The 26,302-nt window shown below is 58.6% G+C and carries 26 protein-coding genes; 8 read left to right on the top strand and 18 right to left on the bottom strand.

What is annotated here, in order from left to right:
* Positions 1-191 precede the first annotated feature (191 nt).
* Positions 192-1,601, top strand: coding sequence for a GntR family transcriptional regulator MpaR (gene mapR / locus CTT34_RS03635; protein ID WP_159341222.1), 1,410 nt, complete (start codon positions 192-194; stop codon positions 1,599-1,601).
* A gap of 123 nt (positions 1,602-1,724) precedes the next feature.
* The gene (locus CTT34_RS03630; RefSeq protein WP_159341221.1) at positions 1,725-2,420 is read left to right on the top strand and encodes a metal-binding protein ZinT; all 696 of its coding nucleotides are present in this window, start codon (positions 1,725-1,727) and stop codon (positions 2,418-2,420) included.
* Between the two features lie 340 nt (positions 2,421-2,760).
* On the opposite strand, the gene CTT34_RS03625 is transcribed toward CTT34_RS03630, so the two are convergent.
* The 3 genes from CTT34_RS03625 to CTT34_RS03615 form a co-directional block, all read right to left on the bottom strand.
* Positions 2,761-3,117 (bottom strand): DUF1826 domain-containing protein, encoded by a 357-nt coding sequence (locus tag CTT34_RS03625; protein WP_350338773.1) that lies wholly within the window; start codon positions 3,115-3,117, stop codon positions 2,761-2,763.
* A gap of 70 nt (positions 3,118-3,187) precedes the next feature.
* Positions 3,188-4,024 carry a metal ABC transporter permease gene (locus tag CTT34_RS03620; protein WP_159341220.1) on the bottom strand — a complete coding sequence of 279 codons (837 nt, stop codon included), beginning with the start codon at positions 4,022-4,024 and terminating at the stop codon, positions 3,188-3,190.
* Positions 4,014-4,760 carry a metal ABC transporter ATP-binding protein gene (locus tag CTT34_RS03615; protein WP_254436450.1) on the bottom strand — a complete coding sequence of 249 codons (747 nt, stop codon included), beginning with the start codon at positions 4,758-4,760 and terminating at the stop codon, positions 4,014-4,016. Before CTT34_RS03615 ends, CTT34_RS03620 begins: the two co-directional genes overlap by 11 nt.
* A 112-nt stretch (positions 4,761-4,872) precedes the next feature.
* Between CTT34_RS03615 and CTT34_RS03610 the strand changes: the two genes are divergently transcribed.
* Positions 4,873-5,889, top strand: coding sequence for a zinc ABC transporter substrate-binding protein (locus CTT34_RS03610; protein WP_159341219.1), 1,017 nt, complete (start codon positions 4,873-4,875; stop codon positions 5,887-5,889).
* A 120-nt stretch (positions 5,890-6,009) separates the two neighbouring features.
* Complete coding sequence (locus CTT34_RS03605) at positions 6,010-6,426, top strand: hypothetical protein (protein WP_159341218.1); 417 nt, start codon at positions 6,010-6,012, stop codon at positions 6,424-6,426.
* 37 nt (positions 6,427-6,463) lie between these two features.
* Here CTT34_RS03605 and CTT34_RS03600 read toward each other — a convergent pair whose 3' ends face one another.
* From CTT34_RS03600 to CTT34_RS03585, 4 genes are all read right to left on the bottom strand, one after another.
* Positions 6,464-6,712, bottom strand: coding sequence for a YkoF family thiamine/hydroxymethylpyrimidine-binding protein (locus CTT34_RS03600; protein WP_008958845.1), 249 nt, complete (start codon positions 6,710-6,712; stop codon positions 6,464-6,466).
* A 36-nt stretch (positions 6,713-6,748) separates the two neighbouring features.
* Positions 6,749-7,561: an alpha/beta fold hydrolase gene (locus tag CTT34_RS03595; RefSeq protein WP_159341217.1), complete on the bottom strand. Its 813-nt coding sequence runs from the start codon at positions 7,559-7,561 to the stop codon at positions 6,749-6,751.
* A 104-nt stretch (positions 7,562-7,665) separates the two neighbouring features.
* Complete coding sequence (dinB, locus tag CTT34_RS03590; protein ID WP_159341216.1) at positions 7,666-8,712, bottom strand: DNA polymerase IV; 1,047 nt, start codon at positions 8,710-8,712, stop codon at positions 7,666-7,668.
* Between the two features lie 63 nt (positions 8,713-8,775).
* Positions 8,776-10,254: a protein adenylyltransferase SelO gene (locus CTT34_RS03585; protein ID WP_159341215.1), complete on the bottom strand. Its 1,479-nt coding sequence runs from the start codon at positions 10,252-10,254 to the stop codon at positions 8,776-8,778.
* A 70-nt stretch (positions 10,255-10,324) separates the two neighbouring features.
* Between CTT34_RS03585 and CTT34_RS03580 the strand changes: the two genes are divergently transcribed.
* On the top strand, positions 10,325-10,978 hold the full coding sequence (locus CTT34_RS03580) for a DNA-3-methyladenine glycosylase (protein WP_159341214.1): 654 nt from the start codon (positions 10,325-10,327) through the stop codon (positions 10,976-10,978).
* On the opposite strand, the gene CTT34_RS03575 is transcribed toward CTT34_RS03580, so the two are convergent.
* The gene (locus CTT34_RS03575; RefSeq protein WP_159341213.1) at positions 10,975-11,841 is read right to left on the bottom strand and encodes an NAD-dependent protein deacetylase; all 867 of its coding nucleotides are present in this window, start codon (positions 11,839-11,841) and stop codon (positions 10,975-10,977) included. The two genes, CTT34_RS03580 and CTT34_RS03575, sit on opposite strands and share 4 nt — an antisense overlap.
* Positions 11,842-11,937: 96 nt before the next feature.
* Here CTT34_RS03575 and CTT34_RS03570 point away from each other — a divergent pair, with 96 nt between their 5' ends.
* Entirely contained in the window at positions 11,938-13,110 is a 1,173-nt protein-coding gene (locus tag CTT34_RS03570; RefSeq protein ID WP_159341212.1) for a UbiH/UbiF/VisC/COQ6 family ubiquinone biosynthesis hydroxylase, read from the top strand.
* A 40-nt stretch (positions 13,111-13,150) separates the two neighbouring features.
* Here CTT34_RS03570 and CTT34_RS03565 read toward each other — a convergent pair whose 3' ends face one another.
* Positions 13,151-13,846: an aspartate/glutamate racemase family protein gene (locus tag CTT34_RS03565; protein WP_159341211.1), complete on the bottom strand. Its 696-nt coding sequence runs from the start codon at positions 13,844-13,846 to the stop codon at positions 13,151-13,153.
* 80 nt (positions 13,847-13,926) lie between these two features.
* Entirely contained in the window at positions 13,927-14,580 is a 654-nt protein-coding gene (locus tag CTT34_RS03560) for a DsbA family oxidoreductase (RefSeq protein WP_159343704.1), read from the bottom strand.
* Positions 14,581-14,678: 98 nt separating this feature from the next.
* On the opposite strand from CTT34_RS03560, the gene CTT34_RS03555 reads away from it, so the two are divergent.
* Positions 14,679-15,095, top strand: coding sequence for a hypothetical protein (locus CTT34_RS03555; protein WP_159341210.1), 417 nt, complete (start codon positions 14,679-14,681; stop codon positions 15,093-15,095).
* 42 nt (positions 15,096-15,137) lie between these two features.
* Here the strand turns inward: CTT34_RS03555 and CTT34_RS03550 are convergent, their stop codons facing one another.
* The 8 genes from CTT34_RS03550 to CTT34_RS03515 form a co-directional block, all read right to left on the bottom strand.
* Positions 15,138-16,100, bottom strand: a complete 963-nt coding sequence (locus tag CTT34_RS03550) for a ribonuclease Z (protein WP_159341209.1) — start codon at positions 16,098-16,100, stop codon at positions 15,138-15,140.
* Positions 16,101-16,345: 245 nt separating this feature from the next.
* A complete protein-coding gene (locus CTT34_RS03545) occupies positions 16,346-16,885 on the bottom strand; it encodes a hypothetical protein (RefSeq protein ID WP_159341208.1) in 540 nt (179 codons plus the stop codon).
* Positions 16,886-17,126: 241 nt separating this feature from the next.
* The gene (locus CTT34_RS03540) at positions 17,127-17,759 is read right to left on the bottom strand and encodes an HIT family protein (RefSeq protein WP_159341207.1); all 633 of its coding nucleotides are present in this window, start codon (positions 17,757-17,759) and stop codon (positions 17,127-17,129) included.
* Complete coding sequence (locus CTT34_RS03535) at positions 17,752-18,267, bottom strand: hypothetical protein (protein ID WP_159341206.1); 516 nt, start codon at positions 18,265-18,267, stop codon at positions 17,752-17,754. The genes CTT34_RS03540 and CTT34_RS03535 overlap by 8 nt, the downstream gene beginning before the upstream one ends.
* 325 nt (positions 18,268-18,592) lie before the next feature.
* Positions 18,593-19,462: a DUF7281 domain-containing protein gene (locus CTT34_RS03530; protein WP_159341205.1), complete on the bottom strand. Its 870-nt coding sequence runs from the start codon at positions 19,460-19,462 to the stop codon at positions 18,593-18,595.
* A complete protein-coding gene (locus CTT34_RS03525; RefSeq protein ID WP_254436449.1) occupies positions 19,459-20,724 on the bottom strand; it encodes a hypothetical protein in 1,266 nt (421 codons plus the stop codon). The genes CTT34_RS03530 and CTT34_RS03525 overlap by 4 nt, the downstream gene beginning before the upstream one ends.
* The gene (locus CTT34_RS03520; protein WP_159341204.1) at positions 20,721-21,350 is read right to left on the bottom strand and encodes a condensin complex protein MksE; all 630 of its coding nucleotides are present in this window, start codon (positions 21,348-21,350) and stop codon (positions 20,721-20,723) included. The genes CTT34_RS03525 and CTT34_RS03520 overlap by 4 nt, the downstream gene beginning before the upstream one ends.
* Positions 21,347-25,009 carry an ATP-binding protein gene (locus CTT34_RS03515; RefSeq protein ID WP_159341203.1) on the bottom strand — a complete coding sequence of 1,221 codons (3,663 nt, stop codon included), beginning with the start codon at positions 25,007-25,009 and terminating at the stop codon, positions 21,347-21,349. The genes CTT34_RS03520 and CTT34_RS03515 overlap by 4 nt, the downstream gene beginning before the upstream one ends.
* Before the next feature lie 89 nt (positions 25,010-25,098).
* Here CTT34_RS03515 and CTT34_RS03510 point away from each other — a divergent pair, with 89 nt between their 5' ends.
* On the top strand, positions 25,099-26,211 hold the full coding sequence (locus tag CTT34_RS03510) for a pyridoxal phosphate-dependent aminotransferase (protein ID WP_159341202.1): 1,113 nt from the start codon (positions 25,099-25,101) through the stop codon (positions 26,209-26,211).
* Positions 26,212-26,302: the final 91 nt, after the last annotated feature.

Below are 26,302 nucleotides of genomic sequence, written 5' to 3'. Positions count from 1 at the left end.
AGAGGGAGTGGCGATCTATACGGTCGAGGGGCGTCACCGAATGAGCCGCTACTATGCTCTCCCAGCCAACCACTAAAACAGATGCAGTTTTAGAGAAAAAAGCCGTATCAGTTTTGATATGCTTTTGATTGAGAGTATCGATTCTGTTGATCCCACTAAGCACCCGCGCCAAGCACCTGCAGGTTTATGCCATGAAACGCTATGAACAGTTTGCCGATGAGATAGCAACGCTGATTCGCCAAGGCGTACTGGGCCCAGGCGAGCGCATTCCGTCAGTGCGCCAAGCGAGCCGCCATCACGGCATTAGCCCCTCGACGGTGTTTCAGGCGTACTACTTACTGGAAAACCAGGGGCTTATCAGCGCTCGGGCGCGCTCGGGCTACTTTGTTCGTGAACATGCGCGGCGCTTGATCAACGAACCCCGCGTCACGCTACAACCCACCGACCCAGCGGAGGTGCAGGTCAGCGAGCTGGTGTTCTCGGTTCTGGGCTCACTGCAGGATGATCAAACGGTGCCCTTTGGCTCGGCTTTCCCGAGCCCTGAGCTATTTCCACTCTCTCGCTTGAGTATCAGTATGACGCGAGGGTTGCGGGCGCTTTCGCCCCAACAGGTGGTAGCCGATATGACCACCGGGCATACCGACCTGTGCCGGCAGATTGCTCTGCGCTACATGCTGGGCGGTATTCAGCTGCCGATGGACGAACTGGTGATTACCAATGGTGCAATGGAGGCGCTCAATCTAGCCCTACAGTGCGTGACCCAGCCGGGGGACTTGGTCGCGGTTGAGTCACCTGCTTTTTATGCCAGCCTACAAGTGTTGGAGCGGCTCAAACTACGTGCGGTGGAAATTCCGGTTCACCCTCGGGAAGGGATTGACCTAGACGTGCTGGCAGAGCGACTAGCGACGCTGCCCATCAAAGCCTGCTGGTTTATGAGCCACCTGCAGAACCCCATCGGCGCCAGCCTAAGCAACGAGCGCAAACAGGTGCTTTACCAGTTATTAAAGCAGCACCAAGTGCCCATGCTAGAGGATGACGTGTATGCCGAGCTCTATTTTGGCAGCACGCCGCCCGCTCCCGTTAAGGCCTTTGATGATGAGGGCTTGGTGATTCACTGCAGCTCTTTCTCGAAGTGCTTGGCACCCGGCTATCGGGTGGGCTGGGTAGCGGGCGGGCGTTATGCCCAGGAGATCTCGCGGCTAAAACTAATGACTACCATTTCCCCCTCTATCCCCGCCCAGGCCGCCATTGCTGACTACTTACAACACGGTGGCTACGACCGCCATTTGCGCAAGCTTCGCCATGCCTTAGAAGCCCAACAAACCAGTATGCTGGCGGCGGCAGATCGCTACTTCCCAGCGCATACGCGCATCACCCGACCTGCGGGCGGTTATTTCCTTTGGGTGGAGTTTCCCGATCACGTGGATTCGCTGCAGCGGTTTCGCACAGCGCTCGACCATGGCGTTAGCCTCGCGCCAGGCCCCATTTTCTCCGCGACCCAACAGTTTCGCCACTGCATTCGCTTGAGCTATGGCCACCCCTGGACCCAGCGCAGCGAACGGGGGATGGAAACGCTAGGTAAGTTGTTGAGCCGAATCTAAACCCAGTGGACACATTCCTAACGTAAAACAGACGATGGCCCTAGATCATTGATACCGCTCTATTGAAAACCTTTAAAGATATGTTATAACATAATCAAATATCGCCAACATGGAGAATGAGTCATGTTTGTACTTGCTAACCCGAAAATCAGCACGCTGGCCTTCAGTATTGCACTACTGACCTGCGCTCAAGTCACCCAGGCCAATGACCATAATCACGACCATAGTCATGATCATGACCATAGCCACAGCAACGCTCATGACCATGACCATTCGCATGATAACGATATCTATGCGGGCTACTTTGACGATGAACAAATTGCCGATCGCCCGCTTACCGATTGGGAAGGCGACTGGCAGTCCGTTTATCCTTATTTGTTGGACGGCACGTTAGACCCTGTTTTCGCCCATAAAGCTGAGAAGGGAGACAAAAGCGCCGAGGAGTACAAAGCGTACTACGATACCGGTTACGCGACTGATGTAGAGCGGATCGTCATCGATGGAAGCAGCGTCACCTTCTTTACCAACGGCGAGCCGATGACCGGCGACTACCACTACGATGGCTACGAGATTCTAAATTACGAAGCCGGCAACCGAGGCGTTCGCTTCATCTTCGAACTCGCAGAAGAAGCCGATGACGCACTCCCTCGCTACCTTCAGTTCAGCGACCACAGCATCTATCCGACGGATGCACACCACTACCACCTTTACTGGGGAGATGATCGTGAGGCGCTGTTGGAGGAAGTGACCAATTGGCCAACCTACTACGCTTCATCGCTCAGTGGTGAAGAGATTGTCGATGAGATGCTGTCTCACTAATCTCACTCATTTTTTCCATGAGATACCCCTCCTTGAGCGCTGGCGGCCCCCGCCAGCGCTCTCATTTTATCCCCACCGTTCGCTACGCGCCGCGGCATGATGAGCGTGCAAGCTTTCAATGTGCTCCACTTTCATCTTGCCTCTGCCGAGAAAGCCCGTGAGTAGACGAATAGAAAGGGACGTTGAATCCTATATACATCCAGCCCCCATCTAGCTTGGCATTCATGGTGCTCGTATTTTCCTGGCACTCTTTGCTTCGTTATAGAGCCTGGCAGTGGGCTTTCATATCCGCCTGCCAAGCTCGTGGGCTCACCGGTCCTCTCACCGTCGCCAAAGAGATTTACGCGGGATCGATGCTCATTAGCAGGCGTTTATGGCCATTGTCGAGTGCAGGGCTTCTATGCACCAACCCACGCTCTTCGCTGCCAACCCAACCGCTGCCCTTGATCAAACCAATATCGCCGGGCGCAAGGCGTTGGATGGCAGCAGTGTCAGTGGCAATCTCGGGTTTATCGGGGTGCGGCGCCCCCAGCCCTGTACGATTGATGGCGTACTCCGGCAACCATTCGCTACCGGGCCCAACATAGGTCGTAACGAGGCGCACCGGCAGGTTGTCGCAGTGAAAGCGCGGGCACATGGCACTGTTAAGCAGGCGTAAGCGAAGACCGACGGTACGCGTCTCGAATAAAAAGGCCACCGCGTCGGCGATATAAGCGCTAGCGCGTGGCGACGAGCCGCCCCAAAGGCCCGCTTTCTGCCCGACTGATTTAGCGCATGGGAACCTTGTAAGTCTCTGGTGCAAGGCGCTGACAAAAAACGCGCCAAACGTGATACATCAGCGTTGCCAATGTGAATAACAGGGCAGCCAGGGAGACGATGGTCGGGCCGGTGGGGGTATCCAGCAGGTAGGCGCTTTTGAGCCCTGTCACGACCGCCAGCATGGCGACCCCAACGGCCACCATCGCCATGGCTTCGGGCGTCCGGCAAAACGGGCGTGCAGTCGCGGCAGGGATGATCAATAGCGCGGCGATCAGCAAGACGCCCACGACTTTCAGCGCGACGGCCACCACCACGGCCAGTGCCAGGGTGAGCACTAACTGTTCACGACGCGGCTGAATGCCATTGGCGTAGGCCAGCTCCTCGCTGAGCGTCGCCGCCAGCAAAGGCGACCAACGCCAGTACAGCAGTAGCAACACCAGCGCCACGCCACCGCCAATGACCCAAAGATCCTGTTTGCCAACGGCCAAAATATCGCCGAACAGATATGCGTGAAGGTCGATACGCACGCCGGTGAGAAACGACACGGCCACCAGCCCCACTGCCAGCGCCGAGTGAGCCATCACACCGAGCAGCGTATCCATGGCGTAGCCACGGCCGCTCAGTAAAGAGACACAGGTCGCCATCAGCAGTGCTACCGTCAGCACACCGAGGAAAATCGAGATATTCATCAACAGCGACAGCGCAACGCCCAGAATGGCCGCATGGGCCGTCGCGTCGCCAAAATACGCCATGCGTCGCCACACCACGAAGCAACCCAGCGGTGCGGCCGCCATGGCCACGAGCATGCCCGCCAACAGGGCGCGCCACATAAAATCATCCAGCATGGGCGGCCTCCTGAGACTGCTGATGATAGAGCGCCAGCGTTTGTGCGGCTTGATCACCGAACAGCGAGCGATAATCCTGCGTCGAGGTCACGTGCTCAGGCTTACCCTGGCAACAGACACAGCGATTGAGACAAAGCACGTGATCGGCGGTCTGCATCACCACGTGCAGGTCGTGACTGACCATCAGCACGGCGCAGCCGTAGGTGTGGCGAACGCGTTCGATATGGCGATAAAACGCCGCCGTTCCTCGGTGGTCGAGACCTTGCGTCGCTTCATCGAGAATCAAGATGTCGGGCTTGACCAGGAGCGCTCGCGCCAGCAGCACGCGCTGCAACTGCCCGCCAGACAAATCGCTCATATTGGCCTGCAAAAGCGTCTCGGCCCCGGCGTCTTTTAGCGCGCCGTCGACCTCTTGACGAGAATGGCGGCGCGGCAAGTTGATGAAGCGCTGGACCGTCATCGGCAGCGTCACATCCAAATGGAGCCGCTGGGGTACGTACCCAATGCGCTGTTGTGGAGCGAGGGTGACACTGCCCGAGGTGGGCTTCACCGCGCCGATCAAGGTTTTCACCAGCGTCGATTTGCCCGAACCGTTAGGGCCGATTAGCGTGAGCACCTGCTCACGAAACAGATCGAAGTGAATATTCTCGAGAATCTGCTGCCCACCGAAGCGAACGTTCAACTGACGAACGCTAAGTACCGCTTCACGATGAGGGGAAGACGCAAGTGACATCATAGGCATCCGCTCTTGACGTATTTGTTATGTTATAACATAAATATAAAGACAAGCGATACTCGAATGTCCCTCCTTGTCTCGTTCACTCACCCCCGTTTCATCAGGAGCTCCCATGCCACACCGCTTAACGTACTTCGCGCTGCCATTACTGACGGCCTTTCCCCTAGCAGCCTCGGCGGAAGTGCCCCGCGTCGCGGTAGATATTCCTCCGGTGTACTCGTTGGTGGCGACCGTCATGGGCGACGTGGGCACGCCCGAGCTGTTCATTCAGCCTGGCGCCTCTCCCCACGGCTATTCGCTGCGCCCCTCGGAAGCCAGCGCGCTGGACAGTGCGGATCTGGTGATATGGGTCAGCGATTCGCTCACCCCTTGGCTGGAAGGACCGGTAGAACATTTAGCGGGAGACGCACACCACCTAGAGCTGATGGACGTGCCCGGCATCACCACACTGGCATACCGCGAAGAAGCGACGTTCACGCTGGATGAGGGGCAAGCTCACGAGCGCGAGCATGGACATGACCACGCACATGCGCATGCCAAGTCCCATGACCACCAAGATCACCAAGATCACCAAGATCACCACGGCCATCATCACAGCCATACCGGCACGAACCCGCACGCTTGGCTATCACCCTCGAACGCGCGCCAGTGGCTCACGGCGATCGCCGACCAGCTAAGCGACCTCGACCCGGATAACGCTGCCGCCTACCGTGACAATGCTGCACAAGGACAAGACGCGCTGATCGCGCTGGAACAACAGCTTCAGGAGCGCCTCGCCCACAGCGCCGACACCCGCTTCATCGTGTTCCACGATGCGTACCAGTATTTCGAGGAAGCCTTTAACGTTCAGGCCGCAGGCGCCATTTCCATCGGCGACGCGTCTGCACCTAGCCCAGCACGCATTGAGGCGTTACAAACGCTGGTCAATGAAGAGAATATTCAGTGTGTCTTCAGCGAACCGCAGTTCAACCCGCAGATGGTCAACAACGTATTTGGCGATACGTCAGCATACTTGGGCGTGATGGACCCTCTTGGCGTGGGCTTGACGCTGGATGCGGGACTGTATGCGGCGTTACTGGAGCAGCTAGCCGGTGAGATAACGCGCTGCACGCGTGCTGAAAGTGCGTAATACTCGTCTCGTAAGTGATCAAAACGTAGCGCTGCGAATGGCGTGCTGCGCGCAGCGTTACGTTAGTCAGTAGGGGAAGGAAGTCGGGCTGGCATGGCTGACCAAGGAAAAAGCGTACATATGAAAAAAGCGGTTCTCGTCGCGTTTGGGATAGCGCTGCTCGCCCTCTTCGGCCTCGGTACAAGCCTTTACAGCACCCTGCAGGCGCCTGCCAGCGTCTCGGTGGTTAGCCCGATGGGCGGTTACGTCATCGAATCCGTGAGGGTAACCGGGCTGCTTGCTCCGTTGGGCGGCGTCGCTTACCTGCGCATCATCGACCGGCAAACGCCCTCGACCGTTTACCGCACGCCGCTTTTCGCCACGCAGCACATCGACTTCTCGAAAACATCGGAGGATAGCCGCTACCTGGACGCCATCGTTTGGGTGCGCTTCGATAAACAGGCGCAGCGTTTCTCCATCGGTATGCCGCAGTGGCGCGCTGATTGGCGCAACCGCTTCATCAGCAACACGCCCTTCGAGGCAGGTGGCAACGGCTAGGCTGGGTTGGATGACGTTAGGCCAGCCATGGAGGGATTTACCGGGGCCGCCGGTCACCCTCTAAAAAGTTAGCCGTAAACACGGCTTTGCCGTGGGTCTCGAACGACCATTTCATCACGTCGCTCAGTGCCGCCATTACCTCATCGAACTCGCCAAACACCTGGGTGCTCATTCGGTTGGGGTGAACTTCCAGCCCGGTGGCCTCTAAACGTTTGACCACCTCTTTCACCACGGGCTTGAAATCATCGGCCAGCGGGTAGTAGCTCAGCTGTACGGAAAGGTACATATCGTCTCCTTAATCGCCTCTATGGCTGCATTGCTTCTATGGCTGTACCGTTTGAAACTGCTGCCACGCGGCCAGTATCGCCGTGCGCGTCTCTTCCGGGTGTTCCATCGGGAACATGTGCGTGCCGGGCACCATACTCACCGGCAGCCCGCGTCGAGCGATGCGCTTGAGCCGTGAAGGCGTCATCAAGTGCGACTGCTGCCCCGCCACCAGTTGGATGGGTACGCCTACGCGCTGCGGCAGGTTGGAGAGGTGATCCGGCAGGTGGCGGAAAATCTCCAGCTCGATGCGCGGGTCAAAGGTCAGCTCGGCGCTACCGTCATCTAAAAGCCGCGTGCCTGCTTCAATGTAGTCGTTGAGCGCCTCAGGGGTAAAGCGACGAAACAGCCCTCGCCGCCGTAATGAGTTCGCCATCGCCTCACGGCTGGGCCACACGCTGCGCCGCCCTTTGGTTTTACCCGCCGGCGTAATGCGATCCATCAGCCCAAACCGCTTGGCCGCTTTCATGGCCCAGGCATCCGGCCCCAGCATCAGCGGCGGGTCGAGCATAATCACGCCACAAAAGCGCTCCGGCTGCTTGTCGGCGGCCATGGCCATCAGCGTACCGCCCAGCGAATGCCCCACGCCCAGCAGCGGCGCGTCGGTATCGGGGAGGTAGCTAATCAGTTCATCCACCAAGTTGCCCCAATTGTGATTCACCGGGTAATCCGGGTGGTGGCCTAGCCTATCTAGCGGGTGTAAATCGAACGATTCTGCCAGCGGGTCTAACAGGCTGCGGTAGCTCAAACCGGGAAAGCCGTTGGCATGGGCAAACACTAAGCGGGGGCGTTGGGTGGCATCGGCAGGCATGGCAGGCTCGCGGTTAGGCTAACGGGAAGAAGCGCTATCTATCATACGTCTGTTTTAACGTGAGCACGGAAACCCGTCAATCCACCCAAGGATTAACAGGCTAATTAAAACAGCGAGAGCTGCTGGGCAGCGGTCTCTTCCGCCAAGCGGTAGCCCACCCCCAGCAGGCGCACGGGGCGCTCGCCCCTTGCCCATCCCACGTTCAGCAAGGTTTCGAACTGCTCCAAGTTGGGGGCGGGGTCGGCGTGTTCGACGGTGGTTTGGGTGAAGTCGTTGAATTTGATCTTCACCATTACTCCGCGCACGGCGGGTGCCGGGTCTAGGCGGGCGTAGCGGCGCTCTAAATCGCTAATCAGCTCGGGGAGCTGGCGGCGGCAGGCTTCCAGGGTGGGTAGGTCTTGGGAGTAGGTTAGCTCGGTGCTGATCGACTTGCGCTCGCGGTGGGTTTTAACGGGGCGCTCATCGCGCCCATGGCTGAGTTCATGCAGTCGATGGCCAAAGCGGCCAAAGCGCTCTACCAGCTCGGTAAGCGGCCGGGCGCGCAGATCCGCGCCGGTCTGAATGCCCAACTCCGCCAGCTTTTCAGCGGTGCGCGGCCCTACCCCGTGGATTTTTTTCACCGGAAGCTGCTGCACGAAGGCGTCGATATCGTCTGGCGTGATGACAAATAGCCCATCGGGCTTGCGCCAGTCGCTGGCGATCTTGGCGAGAAACTTGTTGGGTGCCACGCCCGCCGAGACGGTAATGCCTACTTCCTGCTTCACCCGATGGCGGATGGCTTCAGCCATACGGGTGGCGCTGCCGTGGTGAAGCTTGACCTCCGAGACATCCAGAAAGGCTTCATCCAGCGAGAGCGGCTCGATCAGCTCGGTGACATCGCGATAGATAGCAAACACCTGGCGGGCAACATCTTTGTACTTCGCCATGTCGCCACGAATCACCGTGAGATGGGGGCAGCGTTTGAGCGCCTGAGCCATGGGCATGGCGGAGTGGATGCCGAACTTGCGCGCCGGATAGTTGCAGGTAGCGACCACCCCGCGCTGCTCCACACTGCCGCCAATGGCAATGGGGATATCGGTTAACGCGGGGTTATCGCGCATCTCTACCGCCGCATAGAAGCAGTCACAGTCGCAGTGGATAATTTTGCGCACAGGCCGACCTTGCCTCCGCCCTTACCTGTAAAAAAGCACAGTTTATCACAGGGTGTGCAGCATTTACGTACCACAAAAGGTGCGCAACACCTGTTCGCTTTCCGTGGCCGGGGCGGCTAAGCGGCGTGCTTCTTCCGATTCATCAAAGGGCTGTGTGACCGCCGCGAGCAGCGTGTAAAAAGGCGCGAAATCACCCTCTACCGCCGCGTCGATGACCTCTTGAATGCGGTGGTTGCGGGGAATCACCACTGGATTGGCTTGGCGCATGGCCTCCAGGCGTTCACTCTGCTGGCTCGCTTGCTGGGCGCTTTCCCAGTCGGCCAGCCAAGCAGCGAGGCCATCGGGCTGAGTCGTCAGCGCCAGCAACGCGTCTTTTTGGGGTTGCCCTGACGTGTCTGTTCCCAGGGCTTTGGCATAGTGCGTCAGCGCATCAAAGGTGGCGGTCATATCCATGCGGCCCTGGTGCATCTGGATCTCCAGCGCATCCATCAGCGGCGCGGCGCGGTCGCTTTCTGGGGCAAGGCCTAGCTTGTTAGTGTGCAGGCAGCGCTGCTCGGCGCTAAAGCGCTGGGTGAAGCCACGAAGAACCTCGGTGGCCTGCTCTACCACGGCATCGCCCTCTTCACGCATGAGCGGCAGCAGGGTTTCGGCAAAGCGCGCCAGGTTCCACTGGGCAATGCCCGGCTGGTTGTTGAAGGCGTAGCGCCCGCCTTGGTCAATGGAGCTGTACACCTTCTGTGGGTCGAACTGTTCCATAAAGGCGCAGGGGCCGTAGTCGATGGTCTCACCGGCAATGCTGCAGTTGTCGGTGTTCATCACGCCGTGAATAAAGCCCAGGCTCATCCAACGCGCCACCAGCGCCGCTTGGCGGGCGGTAACGGCTTCTAACAGCGCAAGGTACGGATCGTCAGCGTTGGCCGCTTCTGGGTAGTGGCGGGCAATCACATGATCGGCCAGCGCTTTTAGCGCGTCTTCATCGCGGCGAACGGCGGCAAACTGGAACGTGCCCACGCGAATATGGCTGCTGGCTACGCGGGTCAGCACGGCCCCCGGCTCGGCCATTTGACGCACCACGCGCTCACCGGTGGCGACAGCAGCCAGGGCGCGAGTGGTGGGTACGCCCACGGCGGCCATAAATTCACTCACCAGGTATTCCCGCAGCACCGGGCCAAGGGGCGAGCGGCCATCGCCACCGCGAGAAAACGGCGTGCGGCCGCTGCCTTTTAGCTGCACATCACGGCGTATTCCTTGCTGATCCACCACTTCGCCCAACAGCAGTGCGCGGCCATCGCCTAGCTGCGGCACGAAGTTGCCGAACTGGTGCCCGGCGTAGCCCAGCGCTTTAGGCTCGGCACCCGACGGCAGCTGGTTACCGCTGAACCACTGGGCCAGCGTGGCGTCGTCGGGCCGGGTTTGCATACCTAGCTGCGCGGCCAGGGCATCGTTGAACGCGATCAGGCTGGGCTGTGCCACGGGCGTAGGCTGGCAGGCCACCCATAGGGGCTCTGGCAGCGTGGCAAACTGGTGTTCAAAGGTCAGCACGGGCAACTCCGCTTTTCAATTAATGGCCTACAGAATACCCTAGCAGCTTACTCAAGTAATTGGCGATAGTATGCCGCAGAGAGACACGTTAACCCCTGTTAAGTTACCGATAGAGCAAGGGCCACTCACGCCCCTGCCCCAGGCCTTCTACAACCGCGATACGTTGGAAGTCGCCCGAGACCTGCTGGGCTGCTGGCTAGTGCGCCAGCTCGATGGTGAGCTAATGGCCGCGCGCATTGTGGAAACCGAGGCCTACCGTGGCTCGGAAGATTCCGCTTGCCATGCCCACCGGCGCAGAACGCCACGCACCGAGGCGATGTTTGGCCCGCCCGGTCACGCCTACGTCTATTTGGTGTACGGCATGCACTGGCTGCTGAACGTGGTCACCCAGCCGGAAGGCAACCCCTGCGCGGTATTGATTCGAGCGGTAGAGCCGGTGATCGGCGAGCCTGCCATGCGCGCATGGCGCAGCGTGGCGGGGCGTAATCTAAGCAACGGCCCCGGTAAACTGACTCGGGCACTGCGTATCGATAACGCCCTCTACGGCCACGATATGACGCAAAACGGCGATCAGGCGAATGGGCTGTGGATTACCTCTGGCGAGCCGCCCAGCGCGATTGCCAGCGGCCCACGGGTAGGCATCGATTACGCCCAACCCGCCGACCGCGACGCCCCCTGGCGGCTATGGAGCGAGGACAACCCGTGGGTGTCGAAAGCGCGTTAAGCGCTCTTCAAGCACGCCACCGCCTGCTCCAACACCGGCGTTAGCGGCGCACGCCACTGGTGAGTCAAAAACGCATCGGCGCGAGTCACACCCAGCGAGAGCGATGCTACAGGCAGCCCCATGGCGTGGGCATCGCGGCAAAAGCGGTAGCCGGAATAGACCATCAACGACGTCCCCACTGCCAGCACCGCATCAGCTTGCTGCAGCGCCGCCTGGGCCGCCAACCGCCGCGCCGGGGGCACCACATCGCCGTAGTAGACCACCTGCGGTTTGAGGATGCCCTGGCAGCGCGGGCAGTCCAGCACTTTGAAGGTGGAGAAATCGGTTTCCAGATCCGCATCGCCATCCGGCGCGTGGCGGGCATCCAGCGCGGCAAAGGCTGGGTTCATGCGCGCCATTTCACTGTGCATAGCGTGACGCATCATTTGATAGCCGCAGGCCATACAGGCCACCACATCGGCCCTGCCGTGAAGATCAATCACCTTTTTCGAGCCCGCCCGCTGGTGCAAACGGTCCACGTTTTGCGTCACCAGCAGCTCCACATGGCCCATGGCCTCCAGCTCTGCCAACGCCCGATGCGCCCCGCTCACCTGGGCTTCGCGCATGGCTTTAAAGCCCACCAGCGCCCGCGCCCAGTAGCGCTGGCGTACGGCGAAGGAACTCATAAAATCACCGTGCTGCACCGGCGGCGGGCGCTTCCACTGGCCATCGGCATCGCGGTAATCGGGAATCCCGCTGTCGGTACTCACCCCCGCCCCGGTAATCACCCAGAGTTTGGGGTGGCGTTTGATGAAAGCGGCCAGCGCTTCCCCGGCCACCTGGCTGCTCTCGCGTTTTTCTGTACTTTCCACGGCCTGCGTCAATGGATCACCCTAGGCAATACTGCGACAAGTCAACGATACTGTATGACAATATAAGCACATGCAATGTGCCCTCGATAGCGGAGTAAGGAGCCTCTCATGCAGTGGGATCACGAGATTATTATTGTCGGTGGCGGCATGGTGGGCGCGGCCCTGGCGGCAAGGCTCGGCCAGGCGGGCATTTCCGTAGGGCTCGTCGAACGCGGCAGCGCCCCCAAACCCGCCAGCGGCGACTACGACCTGCGTATTTCATCGCTCAACGCCCGGTCGCTCGCGTTTGTGAAAGCTAGCGGCGCGATACTGCCTGGCGAGCGCTGCTGTCCGTTCCGACATATCGATGTGGCGAATCAGGATGGCACCGGCCACTCCGTGTTCTCCGCCGAAGAGAGCGGCATGAACGACTTCGGTATCTTTATCGAAAACCGCGCTTTGCAGTACGCCCTGTGGCAACGCCTGGAAGAACTGCCCAGCGTGACCTGCTACACCCAGTGTGCCCCGCTCAGCACCATGGCGGCCACCACCGCCCGCATGCTAGAGCTGGATAACGGCAAAACCCTAAGCGCCCGGCTGATTGTAGGGGCCGACGGTGCGCGCTCTACGCTGCGCGAGCTGGCGGGCATTGGCGTGACCAGCTACGACTACCACCAGCGGGCGATGATTATTAACGTCGAGACCGAGCTGCCCCAGCAGGACGTTAGCTGGCAGTGCTTTACCCCCAAAGGGCCGATTGCCATGCTGCCGCTGCCCGGCCAGCGCGCCTCGCTGGTGTGGTACGACAGCGATGAAGCCACCAAAGCCCGCGAACAGCTCTCTGACAACGCGCTCCAGCACGCCATCGAAACCACCTTCCCCAAGCGCCTGGGCAAGCTCACCCGTATTGTGGCGCGGGCCAGCTTTCCCATTAAGCGCCAGCACGCCAAACGCTACATCGGCAAACGCCTCGCGCTGATTGGCGACGCCGCCCACGTAGTGCACCCGCTGGCCGGGCAAGGGTTGAACATCGGCCTACACGACGCCGACACCCTGGCCGAGCTGATCATCAAAGGCCGCGACCCCGGCGATCACATCAGCCTGCACCGCTTCGAATGCCAGCGCCGCCTGGCCAACCAAGCGATGATTGCCGCCACCGATAGCTTCCACCACCTGTTCACCGGCGCAAAACCGCTGCGCCAACTGGGCGATCTCAGCCTGCACTTGGCCGAGCGCGTGCCGTTTGCCAAACGTATGATGATGCAGCAAGCCAATGGGTTGAATCCGTTTAAGTTCGGCTAATGCTGACTGTCACAAAAGGGGCGAGGACGTCAGTGACTGACTAACCACGCCCTAACGCCCGCTGAACCGCCTGCTCCGCGTGGATCTCAGTGGTATCGAACAGCGGCACGCTCGTATCGGCTTGCTGAATCAGCAGGCCAATCTCTGTACAGCCTAAAATCACGCCCTGCGCGCCGCGCTCAGCCAGCGAAGCGACGATCTCCAAATAGTCAGCTTTGGCATCTGCCTTTACCACGCCCAGGCACAGCTCTTGATAAATCACCGAGTGCACGCGCTCGCGCTGTGGCTCGGTGGGTACCACCACCTCGATGCCTTGACGCTGCAGGCGCTCGATATAAAACGCCTGCTCCATGGTGAACCGCGTGCCGAGCAGCCCCACGCAGTTAATGCCCTGTTGTTGCAGCACCTGGGCCGTGGCATCGGCGATATGCAGCAGCGGAATGGAGACCGCCGCTTCCAGCGGCTCGGCCACCTTGTGCATGGTGTTGGTACACAGCACCATGAAATCGGCCCCTGCCGCCTCGACCGCTTTACCCGCCGCCGCCAGTATCTCAGCGGTAGCCTGCCAGTTGCCTTGGTGCTGCAGCGCCTCTATCTCGGCAAAATCGACGCTGTACAGCACCACCTTGGCCGAATGCAGCCCGCCCAACGCCGTGCGCACATGCTGGTTGATGAGGCGGTAATACGTCTGCGTGGATTCCCAGCTCATACCGCCGATTAAGCCAATGGTTTTCATAGAGATGCGTTCACAGGTTGGGGCTTGGAAAAGGATAGGCTGAGAGTGCTACCCCGCCTTCAGGCGGGGCTTCTCACACATTAGCTGTTAGCGTTCTCTTCGGCCACCTGACGCAGCGCATCGACCAACACATCGGCGGGCTGGGCACCCGAGATCAGGTAGCGGCCATCGAGGATAAAGCCCGGCACCGCGCTCACCCCCGCGTCCATAAAGCGCTGTTCTGCCTCGCGTACTTCCTCCGTGTATTGGTCAGAACGGGCAATGGCTTCGGCGGTGTCACCGTCCAGCCCAACCTCAATGGCCTTCTCACGAAGCACCGCTGGATCGGCGGGGTTTTTCGCTTCACCGAAGTAGGCCTCAAATAGAGCCAGCTGAAGTGCCGTTTCTTGGTGTTGCGTTCCGGCCCACGCCAGCACGCGGTGGGCAGCGAAGGTATTGTTCGCCCGACGTTCCAGGGCACCCCGGAAATTCAGGCCAAGCTCTTCAGCGGCGGCCATAATCTCGCGCTGGGACTGCTCCATGGTGGCCGCGTCTTTGCCATACTTGCGGCACAAGTGCTCCAGAATCGGCTCGCCTTCAGGCGGCATATCGCGGTTCAGCTCAAAAGGCTGCCAGACCAGCTCAACGTCGATCTCGCCCTTGAGTGTCTCTAGCGCTTGCTCCAAACGCCGGTAGCCAATGGCGCACCACGGGCAGGCCACGTCGGATACCAGGTCGATTCTTACCTTTTGCATCATGGAACTCCTCTTCGACATATTCCAACATTCGATCCAACTAACAGCATGGTACGTGTATATAGCAAGTAACGGCAGTACCGATGACGGAGGCCACCATGGAAAAAGCCGCGTTAGCACTCATCGCCGTGTTGCTATTAAGCGGGTGCAGCAGCAACACCGCGTCACCTAGCGCACCTGCTCCGGACACGGCAACCGAGCAACACCCGCCCCACCATCAGCTAACCGATCAATGGATTGGCCGATGGATTGGCGTAGAAGGGTTATTCCTGGACATCAGCAAGGACGAGCCTGCAGGCCCCGGCCACTACCTACTTGAAATGCAGTATGGCCTGGATGCCGATCAACGCGGCACCTTCGAAGGCCAAGCAACCGCCGAGTGCATCCGCTTCAACCGCGAGGACGGCCAACACCTGCTCCGAGCTGGCGATGGCGAAGCCACCGGTATGAAATGGCTATTGGAGAAAGAGGACTGCCTAATAGTTAAAACAGGTGAAGGCTATTGCCGCGACTGATCTACCCGTTGGGCTATCAAAGAAGTGGCACGGTGACATCGGCTATTCGTACGGCAGTTCAGTCAACTGGCCCGCCTTTTCCAAACTGTATTCGCCAAAATCCCGCGCCATGTAGAGCGCGCCTGAATAGACGCTTTGTGCCTCTTTGCGGATATCCTCAATGGAGGGCGAGGTATGGGAGATAAGCGGATAACGAGGGCTGAAGTGGGTGAGCACCAAGTTGGGCAGCTTGATGGCTTGAGCAAACGCCGCCACCTGCTTGCCGTAGCTATGCCCTACCTCACCAGCCTTCTCGGCCATTTCTTCGGTGTAGGTGGCTTCGTGCACCAATACCTGCGCCCCGGCGCACGCCTCTGCCAACAACTCAGGCCGGTCGTTGTCTCCGGCAATCACCACTTTTCTGGGGGCGTGTTTGAACATCAGATAATCCTGGCTGCGCAGCTGCTTGCCTTCAAACGCCACATCCCTCCCCTGTTTCAACTGCCCCCACAACGGCCCTCTGGGAATGCCTTGCTGATCTAATTTATCCACGTCCAGGGCAGCATCCACGTTGCGCTCGGCGAACGCATAGGCATAGCACGGCACGCGGTGGGAAAGCGCAAACGTCGCCACCGCCATATTCTCAAACTCAACGCTGGGCAGATCATCGGAGCAGATAAATTCCAGAGCAAAGGGTAAGCAAAGCTGTGTGACCGCACACGTGGCTTCCAACCAGGTTTGAATACCCTTTGGTGCCACAATGGTCAGTGGTGCTGTGCGCCCGCCCATGGCCGCACTGGCCAGAATGCCCGGCAGCCCATAGCAGTGGTCGCCGTGTACGTGGGTAATCAAGATGGCTTTCAATGAATGAAACGACAGCTTTGTGTGCAAAACCTGATGCTGGGTGCCCTCACCACAATCAATCAGGTACCAGCCCTTCCCTTTGCTCTCGCGTAATGCGATGCCGGATACGTTTCTGCTTTTGGTGGGTACACCGGCGGAGGTGCCGAGGAAGAGTAGGTTCATAGCTTATTTGCAGCCTCATTTATTCACTCGTTTTAGGATTAAGGCACCGGATTGTCAATTAGCTAAATTTAAAATGGCAGTGCTTGTACAATAAATATCAGGCGTGCATTAATGCAATTGAGATCTATATACGTACTGCTATGTTTATCGAATGCAGCCTGTGATTACTGCATTTAGTGTTAAAACCATAAAATCAGATCTCTACAGCGCTCGTTACGTACGAGTGACGCGAATTGTTATGCAATTCAAGAGCGAAAATATGCATCAAATTCGAGCACTTTTAGCTGCCCATGCAAACCGGGATCGAAGCGAACCGCTTCTTCATAGCAACAAGAAGCACAAAGGGGGCACATGACATAACTAAGAGAAATACCATTTTTAGCTAGCAATCCAATAGTTTCTTCGTACGTTTGGCCGATAGCTACATCTAGCTCAGCAAACTCCCAAGGGAAGTGATAATAAAACGACTCTTTTTTTCCTCCTTTTTCTTCACAAGCAATGCACAGAGAGCGACCCGGAACGTGATGAAAACCATCGTACTTGCCTGTTCGTATCGTTTTGAGGATTTTATCCTGCTTATCACTATCAGCATGGCAGCCATGCCTAAACCCTGGTTCATCTTCAGGATTGACACTAGCTTGGATACTGCAGGCCTCACCTGTTAGCTTACAGCACCAAATATCAATGGGCAGTTTGACAAAACCTTCTGGGCAGTTAACGTAACGCCTACCCCCCGCCTTTCCAAAACTCAACCCAAGGACGCCCCTCTCTATCGATAGTTTCAAGACAAAATCGGCGAGCCACTTCTATTGCATGCTCTTTGTCTCTAGCCGCATATGGCAGCGACAATGATGGTCGGAAGAAGGTTAGATGAACACCTCCGTCCACACTCTCTATAATTTTTATCAAACTTCTAACTTTCATTATCTTCGACCTTGTCGCATATCACCTTGCTAAGCAGAAAATAATGGTTGGTTATAATCGTGGAGTGATGGCCAACTTTTGTTTTTCCGCTTAAGCAACTTGTCAGATAAAAATCTTACGATAAGTATCAATAACTGATTGCATACCACCAACATCAATATTTCGGCGCCAATTCCATGATGCAGGAGTACTGGAGCTTTGCATATATAAGTATCGTAAAAATTGAGATGGCAAAAGAGGGTTGTTCTTCAAATACTCTTTACCATCAGCCGCCTTATACCAAATATAACCTTTCTGAACATCAAAGGTAGTTTTATCATTGATCTCCTCAAGCTCTACCTCTTTAAACAAACTACGCTCAAACTCTTTGCTTTGAACAACACAATGAATATGAGCATGAACAATACAACCACCAGAATGATTACTATTGGCTCCAGCTCCGCTTTCAAAAAAAACCAAATCCTCCTCAAAAGAATTAAAAAAACCTTCTTTAAGCTTATCTAATAAGAATTCAACTTGCTTTGAACAGTCTCGTGATAAAGAATAAAAATTAAAAAAATGGTCTCTTGGAACAATCATCACATGACTGTTATTCAAAGGCCCAAAACTTGGCAGAACCACCAAATCTTTAGAGGATAAAATTATATTTCTTTTGGATTTAACAATATTAGCATAGTCACTAGGGATATTGACCATGTCATCATTAAGCTCACTGCATATATTACACTTATTCATTTGTTACCTTGGGAACGATTTTTTCTGCCCATTTAGCTAGCCGACTTAAAACAAGATCTGAAAAATAACCAAGAACAAAACAGATTGAAATTGCTACTTTAGCAGAATCTTTATTTTTTAATTCAACAGGAAGTAGGCCAGAATCAAGTAGCATATAAGTTGAAAAGGCTACCAATGCTGACAAAAATGGCGTCATGACTCTCCAATAAAATTTATGAGGTTGCCAAGAAAAGCCATATTGATCATGCTTACCACGAGCAGTAACTCGATAAAACCACTTTGCGTCATAGACCCATCCGCCTAAAAAACCTCCAAGAAGAGCAAATAAAGCAAGTTTGTTATTGTGATTTATTCCAAGCTCATGAGATTTAATCTGTAAGATAAAAATTGTTACGCAAGCTGCAACAAACAGAAAAACCAAATAACAGAACTCAAAAATAATTTGATTTCTATCTTTATTAAAGAAAGGAACGCAATCCCTTCCTTCTAACCCATTATTATTTTCCATATTTACCTTATTTTAAAGTGCAAAAATGCATTCCACCTAACAGTGATTATTCAAAAGGCTACATAACCTCAGTAAACGTGGCCGCTCATTCATTGAGGTTATGAAACAAGCTTATGTGACTCTATCCCACTGATTCGCCTGAAGGCAAAGAAAAAATAGATGGCATATCTAAAAGTCACATACTGGATCATTTTGCTCTACCTAATAATTCAGCCTAGAAAAACACTACTACGCTGTGGGCATCAGGTCTACTACGCTGATGAGCCCGTTGGCAACCAACCAAGGAAAATCGTGAGCTTGATTGGCAGCACAAACAAAATTGCTACTACCGAAGCCCCACACAAAGCATCTCCCCACCAAACCACTGCTGCTTTAACCCCCGCTGCTTTTCCAGCAACAACGTCAGGTAATCACCCAATGGATGAGCAGACGGCAGCGCAGCAAGGTGCTTACGCAGCCTACGCTGATAGGGAAACTGTTCGGCGGGCATGTGCAGCGGCGTGGCATTTTGGGTAAGCCATTCGATAGTGGGCAGGAGCAAGTGAGTGGCGTTGCTGTCGAGCGCTAGCGTGACACCTTTAACATCGAAGTCACCGGCATAGATGTGTGCTCGGCGGGTTTTGCGCCATGCCTCGGCGAGTAAGGCAAAGCCACCGCCGTAGTGGCTGTCGCCGCGGTAGACGACCAACGGGTTTGAATAGCCGCTTAGTGCGGGGTTTTCCAGCGAAAACTCATAGAAGCTGTCGAGGTTTTCGACCTGTATTAGAGCGCTGAACGCGCTCAGCTTTAGCCCCATTACATCTACATCACGAATAGCGCGTGGCTCGTTGGCAAGCCCGGCTGTTGGCTGCGGCGGAAAGCTGACGAGTACCCGCCGCGCACGGGGGCTTTCGCGGGTTGCCTTATCTTCTTCCACGCCTTCTTTCGCCTGGGCGCTGCTGGTTAGGCCGCTGAGCGAGCGGCCCAGCGGGGCGAGGTGGGCGCTGGCCAGAACGCTATCGATCTGCGCCAGCAGCTCGGTATCGAAGCGTAGGGCTTGGCTGGAAAGCCGCATACCGAGGTCGATATCCTGCTGGCGGCACCAGGCGACGACGTCGTCTACCCACTGGCGGCGGGGCTTCTCCACCGTAGGCTGGCGGTTGAGTTCCCGGGCCACGCCGTTGAGCCCTGCCCGTGCGCGGCTGGGCAGGTTCATACCGCCACCGCCAGGGCCACATCGTGAATCAGCCGCAGGTCGTTATAGGCGCTGGCCTTGCTCTCCTCTTGCTGCAGGCGGAAGGCCTGCTGTTCGCTGCGCGGCAGCCCTTGGTACTCGGCAATGACTTGGAACAACCAAATCTCGTCCGCCCACTCCAGGCCGCTCTCTTGCAGGTACGCCAGGGCGCTGACCGGTTCGGTAGGCGGCTGATCGAGCACTGCGAGGTAGAAGCGTTCCACGTCCTGCTTGAGCGCTTGCTGGCGGGCGGCGGCCAGGCTCTCTTCGGCGGGTTGTACGGGGTTGGCGACCGCGACGTTTTGTGCGGCGTGGCGTGGGGCGGGCAGGTCATGCAGCAGCTCGGCCAGTACGCGGGTATCCAGGGCACGGTCTAGCGCCGGGGCGGCGGCGGGGTTGAGCGGGGTGGCGCGGTTGAAGAGCGCGGGCACCTCGCTACGCTGGGCGTAGTTGCCGGGCACAAAGCCGGGGTGTTCGCGCATGAAGGCAGCCATGCCGGTCATCAAGCGGCTGCGGGCCTGCTGCTTGCGGAAGCGCGCCATGAGGTCGATCAGCCGACGCTGCACTTCCCGCAGGCTGGTGTAGTGGTGACTCAGGCGGTTCTGAAGCTGGCTGATGAGCAACTTGCGCAGGCTGCCGTCGCTACCCACCAGTTCGATTAGCTCGTCGAAGTCGATCAGCGCGAGGCCATCGAGTAGCCGCACGATCTGCTTTTGGGCGCGGTCGTTCTCGCGGATCTTGTCGTTGAGCTGGCTGACGAAGCCGAAATCGCTATTCAGCCGCTGCCACAGGCTGTCGATGGCGTCGGCAAAGCGGCCGTTGAGGTCGTCCACTTCCTGGCGCAGGCGCAGTAGCTGCTGCTCTTGCCGCCAGTGTTCGCCTTTGCTGCGCGCTTCCCGGTAGCTCTCTATCTGGCTACGAATCAGCTCCAGGGTTTCCGCTACGTCGGCATTGACGTGGCGGCGGGTTTCGTCGGCGAGCATTTCGGCGATCAGGTCGCGCACCTTGGGCGAGAGCTTCACGCCGCTTTGCTCGTCGGGCCGCCACAGCACGCGGGCTGCCAGCAGCTTGCGCAGCGCACCGTCACTCAGGCCTTCCAGCGGTACGTCGTCGCGGGTATAGCCCTGCATGAGGCGCTCGGCGTGTTTGCCCAGCAGCGCCAGGCGCTCCGCGCCGGTTTTCAGCAGGCGGCTCTCCAGTTCACTCACGCCATTGCCCACACTATTGCCCACACGCTTACTCACAGCAACGCCTCCTGCGTGCCCTCGTCTCCGTCGGCATCGATCGGCAGGTTTTCTTCATCACGAATGAAGCGCACCACATCCACCAAGTAATCCATCTTGCCCGTTACCACGAACACCTGGCGCTCGCTGTGGGGCTGCATCAGGTAGCCGTGCTCCTTCAGCCGCTTGAAAATCTGCTTTACCTGGGCATCCAACTGGTCGCTCTGGGAGCCAAAGAAGCTATCCGTAGCTAGCCGCTCCAGGCGCTCGCGCAAGCTCTGGTTGTCTTCGCATTTGGCGCTGAATTCGGCGGGTTTGAGCACATCGCCGGGGGCCGCCAGGGTGTCGTGGCCTAGCGCTTCTTGCACCAATTGCAGCCACTCCAGCATGGGCAGCAGGCTGTTGAGCGTGTCGCCGAGCTGGCGGGAGAGCTGCTCCCGCGCCGCGTCGTTGAGCTGGCGCCAGGCCAGGAAGTAGACGCTGGCATCCTCGTTGCTGGCCAGCCGCCGGTTGAGCGGGCGCAGGTAGGCGTTGATCGCCTCGCGGGTATCTTCGTTGGAGAGGTGGCGGTAGGCGTTGTCGTCGCTGACGGCGCAGATGAAGTCACCGGCCAGCAGGCGTTCCAGTAAAGGGCCATGTTCGATCATGCGCTGACCTCCTGTTGGCGCTGCTTGATCTTTTGCGCCAGCGCGCTGAGGCGCGGCTCAATGCGCTTGAGCTGGCGCTGCTGGTGGGTGGCATCCCGCTCGATCAGGTAGCGGTTGGCGAACAGCAGCAGCACGTCGGATTCCGGGTTGGGAAACGCACCGACGATATGAATGCGGTTGCTGTCGCAGGCATCGAACAGTTTTTCGACGTTGTGGTAGGCCAGGGTGCCGATCTCATCGATGGGCCAGTGGATGGCGATTTGCGCATCGCCGCGCAGCAGGCGGGTAAAGGCAAGCAGGAACTTACATAGAATCAAATACGCCATGCCATGGCTGGAGGATTCCAGCAGTTGGCGGTCATTTTTGATCACCAGATCCGTGCCGCCTTCGTTCAGGTGCAGCTCCAGGCGCAGTAAGCTTTCGAAGCTGTACTGCTGGTCGCTGCGCAGCAAATCGACCACGTCCGCCAGGGCGTTGAGGTAGTCGTCGCTAGGCAGCGTCTGGCCGGACTCCCGCCACGCCTTGTAGCGCTGGGCGAACAGTTTGAGCGGCTCCCAGAAGCCCAGCTCGTCGATGGTGGATTGAATGCGCACTTCCGCCTTGGTGATGCCTTCCAAGCGCAGGTCGTCGGCGACCTCTTCCGAAAGCCGGCGGCTTTGAGCGCTGATGCGCCGGTTCAGGTCACGGAAAACGATAAAGAACTTGTCCAGGTCGTCGCTGAGGTTACGCCCTTCCTGAATCAGCTGCTGCTGTTGATCCTCCAGCAGTTTGAGCATACCGCGCAGCAGCGGCAGCAGTAGCCGGGGGCTGTCGCTGGGCAACTTGTCGCGCTCGCTTTGCAGGGCATCGGCAAAGCCACTGCTGGCGTCTTTGATCAGTTGGCTTTCGACCTCCAGACAGCCTCGGCGTAACTGTTCTAGCTGCTGGTGGCGGCTGGTCAGCGCTTGGCGGGTTCGCTCGATACGCTCGTCCACATCCCCGACGCTGGCTTCCGCTGGCGCGCCTTCGGCCACCAGCTCCAGGCTGTCCAGCTGGTTGAGCAGCGGCGTGAGAGTGTCCAGGGTACCTCGGGCGCTGTCGCGCTGGGCTTTGAGGTCGTTCACCGCCTGCTGGTGGGCGTCGCGGGCGGCATGGAAGGCGTTCTTCAGATGCGCTTTATCGCGCTTGAGCTGCTGATCGCGCTGGGCCAGTTCGGCCTCTTTCGCCACTAGCTGCGGTTTGTGCTGGCCCCATTCGATGCGCATGAAGCGCTGGTACTCGGCCAGCTCCTCCTGGCGAGCGGTGGTGTGGCGAATGCGCTCGTTCTGCGCTTCCAGGCGGGTTTTGGTGGCCTTGAGCTGGGCGGGGTCGACGCCTTGGTCGGCCAGTTCCTGGCTGAAGGCGGCTTCCAGCTCTTCGCGCTGGCGCTGGTGTTCGGCGTTGGCATCGCTAAGCTGCTGTTTATAGGTGCGTAGCTGGGCCTCCAGGCTGTCGAGCTGGCTCTGGGCGTCGGCCTTGAGTTCCAGCAGTTGGCCTTGATGGGTCTCGGACAGCTCGGCCAGGGCTTCGCGCTTTTCTTCGCGCAGCTCGGCTTGTGCCTGCTCCTGGCGGGCTAGTGCGCCTTCGATGTGGGCACGGCGGGCTTTCTGGCTCTCCGCGTGGCGGGCCTGCTGCTGGCGGCGCGCTTCCAGGGCGTACGCCACTTCTTGCTCGGCGCGCTGGAGGGCCAGCCGGGCGGTATCCTGGGCATCATCCGCCTGCTGCACCCGCTCGTTGTGCTGCTTGAGCGCTTTTTCAGCGGCGACGCAGGCGTTTTGGGCGCGGGCTTTGGCACCTTCTGCTTCTTCGATGGCGGCCAGCAGGCTGGCTTCGTCCTGGGCATACTCCGGCAGCGCAATAGCGGAAAGGTCCAGCGCCAGGCCGAACAGGTCGTCGCTGGCGTTTTCCGCTAGCTGCGGGGCGAGGTCGCGCCGCTCCAGCAGCTCGGGGGCAATCACCTTGCCTAGCTGCCGCTCCCAGCCGGGGCGATGGTAGCGCAAGAAGTAGCGCAGGCTGCCCTGCTCGGGGGTTTGCTGCTGGTAGAGCGTGTAGCAGTGTTGCTCGGCGCGCTCGCGCTGCTGGCGGCACTGCACCAGGTGCTGTTCGGCGGTGTCGCGTTCGCGCTTGTGGGTATCCAGCTCGCGGCGCAGCGCTTCCAGAGTCGCCCCCGCCGCGCTGCGGGCTTGCTGGGCGTCGTCCAGCCGCGCCTGGGCCAGCTCGGCTTCCTGGGCTTCTTCGCGGGTTTGTGTGGGCATGGCGAGCTGGGCCTTCAGCTCGGCCAACTGCTCGACGCCTAGCTCTAGCTGGGCTTGGTACTCGCTCTCTAGCCGCTGGCGGGCCTGCTGATAGCGCTCGTTATGCTGCTGTTCGGTTTGCCACTGCTGCTCGCGGCGCTCGGCCTTCTCTTCGACCAGCGCGTCAATCAGCGCCTGGCTCTCTTGGGTCTGGCGGGCGAGGGTGTCGGAGAGTTCGCGCAGTCGGCCATCTAGGCGCGCCTGGCTTTCCTTCACTGCGTCCTGCATCACTTGCAGGTGTTGCTGCAGCTGGTCGCGCTGTTCGCGCCACTGGGGCAGCGCGTTGATATCCCGCTCCAGGCCGGGCATATCGGCATCAGCATAGCGCTCGAACTGGGTTTGCAGGTCGTTGAGGCGGCGCTGGGTGTGCTGCAGTTGGCTTGCCACTTCGCTGTGCTGGTCGTTGAGTGCATCCCGCCGTTCGGTGTAGGCCTGCTCTTCGGCCTGGAATGACTGCTGGTGGCGATTGAGTTCGCTGTCTACATCGGCCACCCGCCGCTGGGCCTGTTCGCGGTCGTCGGCCAATTGGGGTTTGAGTTGCCACAGGGTGGTGTCGAGTTCGGCCAGCTCGCGGTCGATGCCAGAGAGCTTGGCCAGCGAGGCTTGCAGCGGCTCCAGACGCATGGATTGGCGCATCTGGGCAATCCATTCGCGGGCTTTGGCGCTGCGTATGCGGGTGACAGGCAGCTCGACGCCGTCCTCTTCGAAAATCGCCGCCAGCATGGTCTTGAGGGTATCCATCTTACCCTCTTTGGCATGCACCGCCGAGACCAGCTTTTCGATATGGCGAATGCGCCGCTCGGGGTTCACTAGGCTAAACTGAGCGGCGATCTGGCGCAGCCGCAGGCCATCGCGGCTGTTGCCGTGGAGCTGGGTAAAATCGTTCTGAATCACCGAGCGGAATTCAGAGGTAGCACCCAGCTTGGGAGAAACCGGCGTGCCGCTACGGCGCAGCCCGCTGGCCCACTGGGTATAGTCCAGCGCCAGCGGGCCCTGCTCCGTCTCCACTAGGTAATCATCCGGTCGATAAGGTGCGCCCACGAAGCGGTACTCCACGCCACCTTCGGCCTTGCGGGTCAGCACCGCTTGGCAGATGTTGCCCGCTTCGCGGCGGTATTCGTACACCAGATAGCTGTTCCGGTGGGGCAAGTAGAACGCATCGAACTTCATACGCGTTTTGGGCACTACCTTATTGGGTAGCTCGCCGTAAAACACCGGCACCAGCCGCTGTAGCGTGGTTTTACCGGAGGCGTTGGTGCCGCAAATATTGGTGTGGCCGTCCACACTGAGTTCGACCACGCCATTTAAGTGACCGTGAATCATCACGATTCGCAATAAGTGAGCCATGCCGTATCCTTGGACGGGTATTGTCATTGCCGTTCATGCTTTCATTACTGTGCTAGGCGACAGTTTACGCTATCTGATTTGGAGACGTTATGCCCCGCTACCCCGAGCATCTCACTGGCGAAGGCCCGGCCAACCCGTTCCCCGGCATTAAAGTATTGGAGCGTCGGCTTGGCCGAGAGATCCCGCACCGTCTGGGCTCTAACGAGGGGTTAGACATGCCCCATCGCGCCTTGCGGGAGCACTTTGGAGATGCGGTGGCGCAGCACGTTTACTGTTATGGCGATGCCGAGGCGTTCGGAGTGCGCCAACGCTTGAGCGCACAGCAGAACATTCCCCTGGAGCACCTGCTGGTGGATGCCGGTGCCGATAGCTTGATCGCTCTGGCGCTGCGCACCACCTGCACGGCGGGCGATGCGGTGGTGAGCACGGCGGGCACCTACCCTACCTTCGGTTACTTTGCGTTAGGCCAGGGCTGCCGCTTGATTGAGCCCAGCTACCATGAAGCCCCCGGCGTACTCGCCCCGGATTTAGAAGCGCTGGCGGCGGCGGCTCATCAAGAAGATGCGCGGTTGGTGTACTTAGCGAACCCCGATAACCCCAGCGGCCACCTGCATAGCGATAGCGCGATTCTCAAGCTGCGCGAGGCGCTGCCGGAGGCGTGCTGGCTGCTGCTGGATGAGGCCTACGGCGATTTTCGTGACGACGCGGGCAGCGAGTTTCTCGGCAAAGCGCTGCCGGGGGTGATTCGCCTGCGTACGCTCTCCAAAGCCCACGGCCTTGCCGGGATGCGTATTGGCTACGCGATTGCCGAGCCTGACGTGCTGGCGATGATGATGAAAGTGCGTATTCACTACGCGGTGTCGTCGTTCACTCAGGCCGCGGCTGAAGTCGTGCTCGATCACCCCGAGGAAGTACAGCAGCACATTGAAGCGGTAAAAGCCCGCCGCGAACAGCTGGCGCTGCACTTTATCGGCTTGGGTGCCGACGTGCTCCCCAGCGCGACGAACTTCGTCGGCATTCGGCTCTCCAGCGCGGAGTTGGCAGCGGCGGTTCACCAGGAGCTGCTGGCCGAGGGCGTATTGGTGGCCCGCCTCGCCCACCCTGAACTGGCCAACGTGATTCGTATTACGGCGGTGGAAGCAGCGCTGGAACCCGGTAGGTTGGCCGCTCTGGAGAAGGCAGTGACCGAGGGAGTGTGCTGATTCGGGGAGAGCGTTAATCAAGGCTAGCGTTGATAGAACCGCCAGCAGCGACGCATTGGTCGCCGCTGGCGTGATCATCTAGCAAACGCGG

This window comes from Halomonas meridiana, assembly GCF_009846525.1.
Classification (GTDB): Bacteria; Pseudomonadota; Gammaproteobacteria; order Pseudomonadales; family Halomonadaceae; genus Vreelandella.
This window is presented reverse-complemented; position numbering and strand designations above follow the sequence as displayed.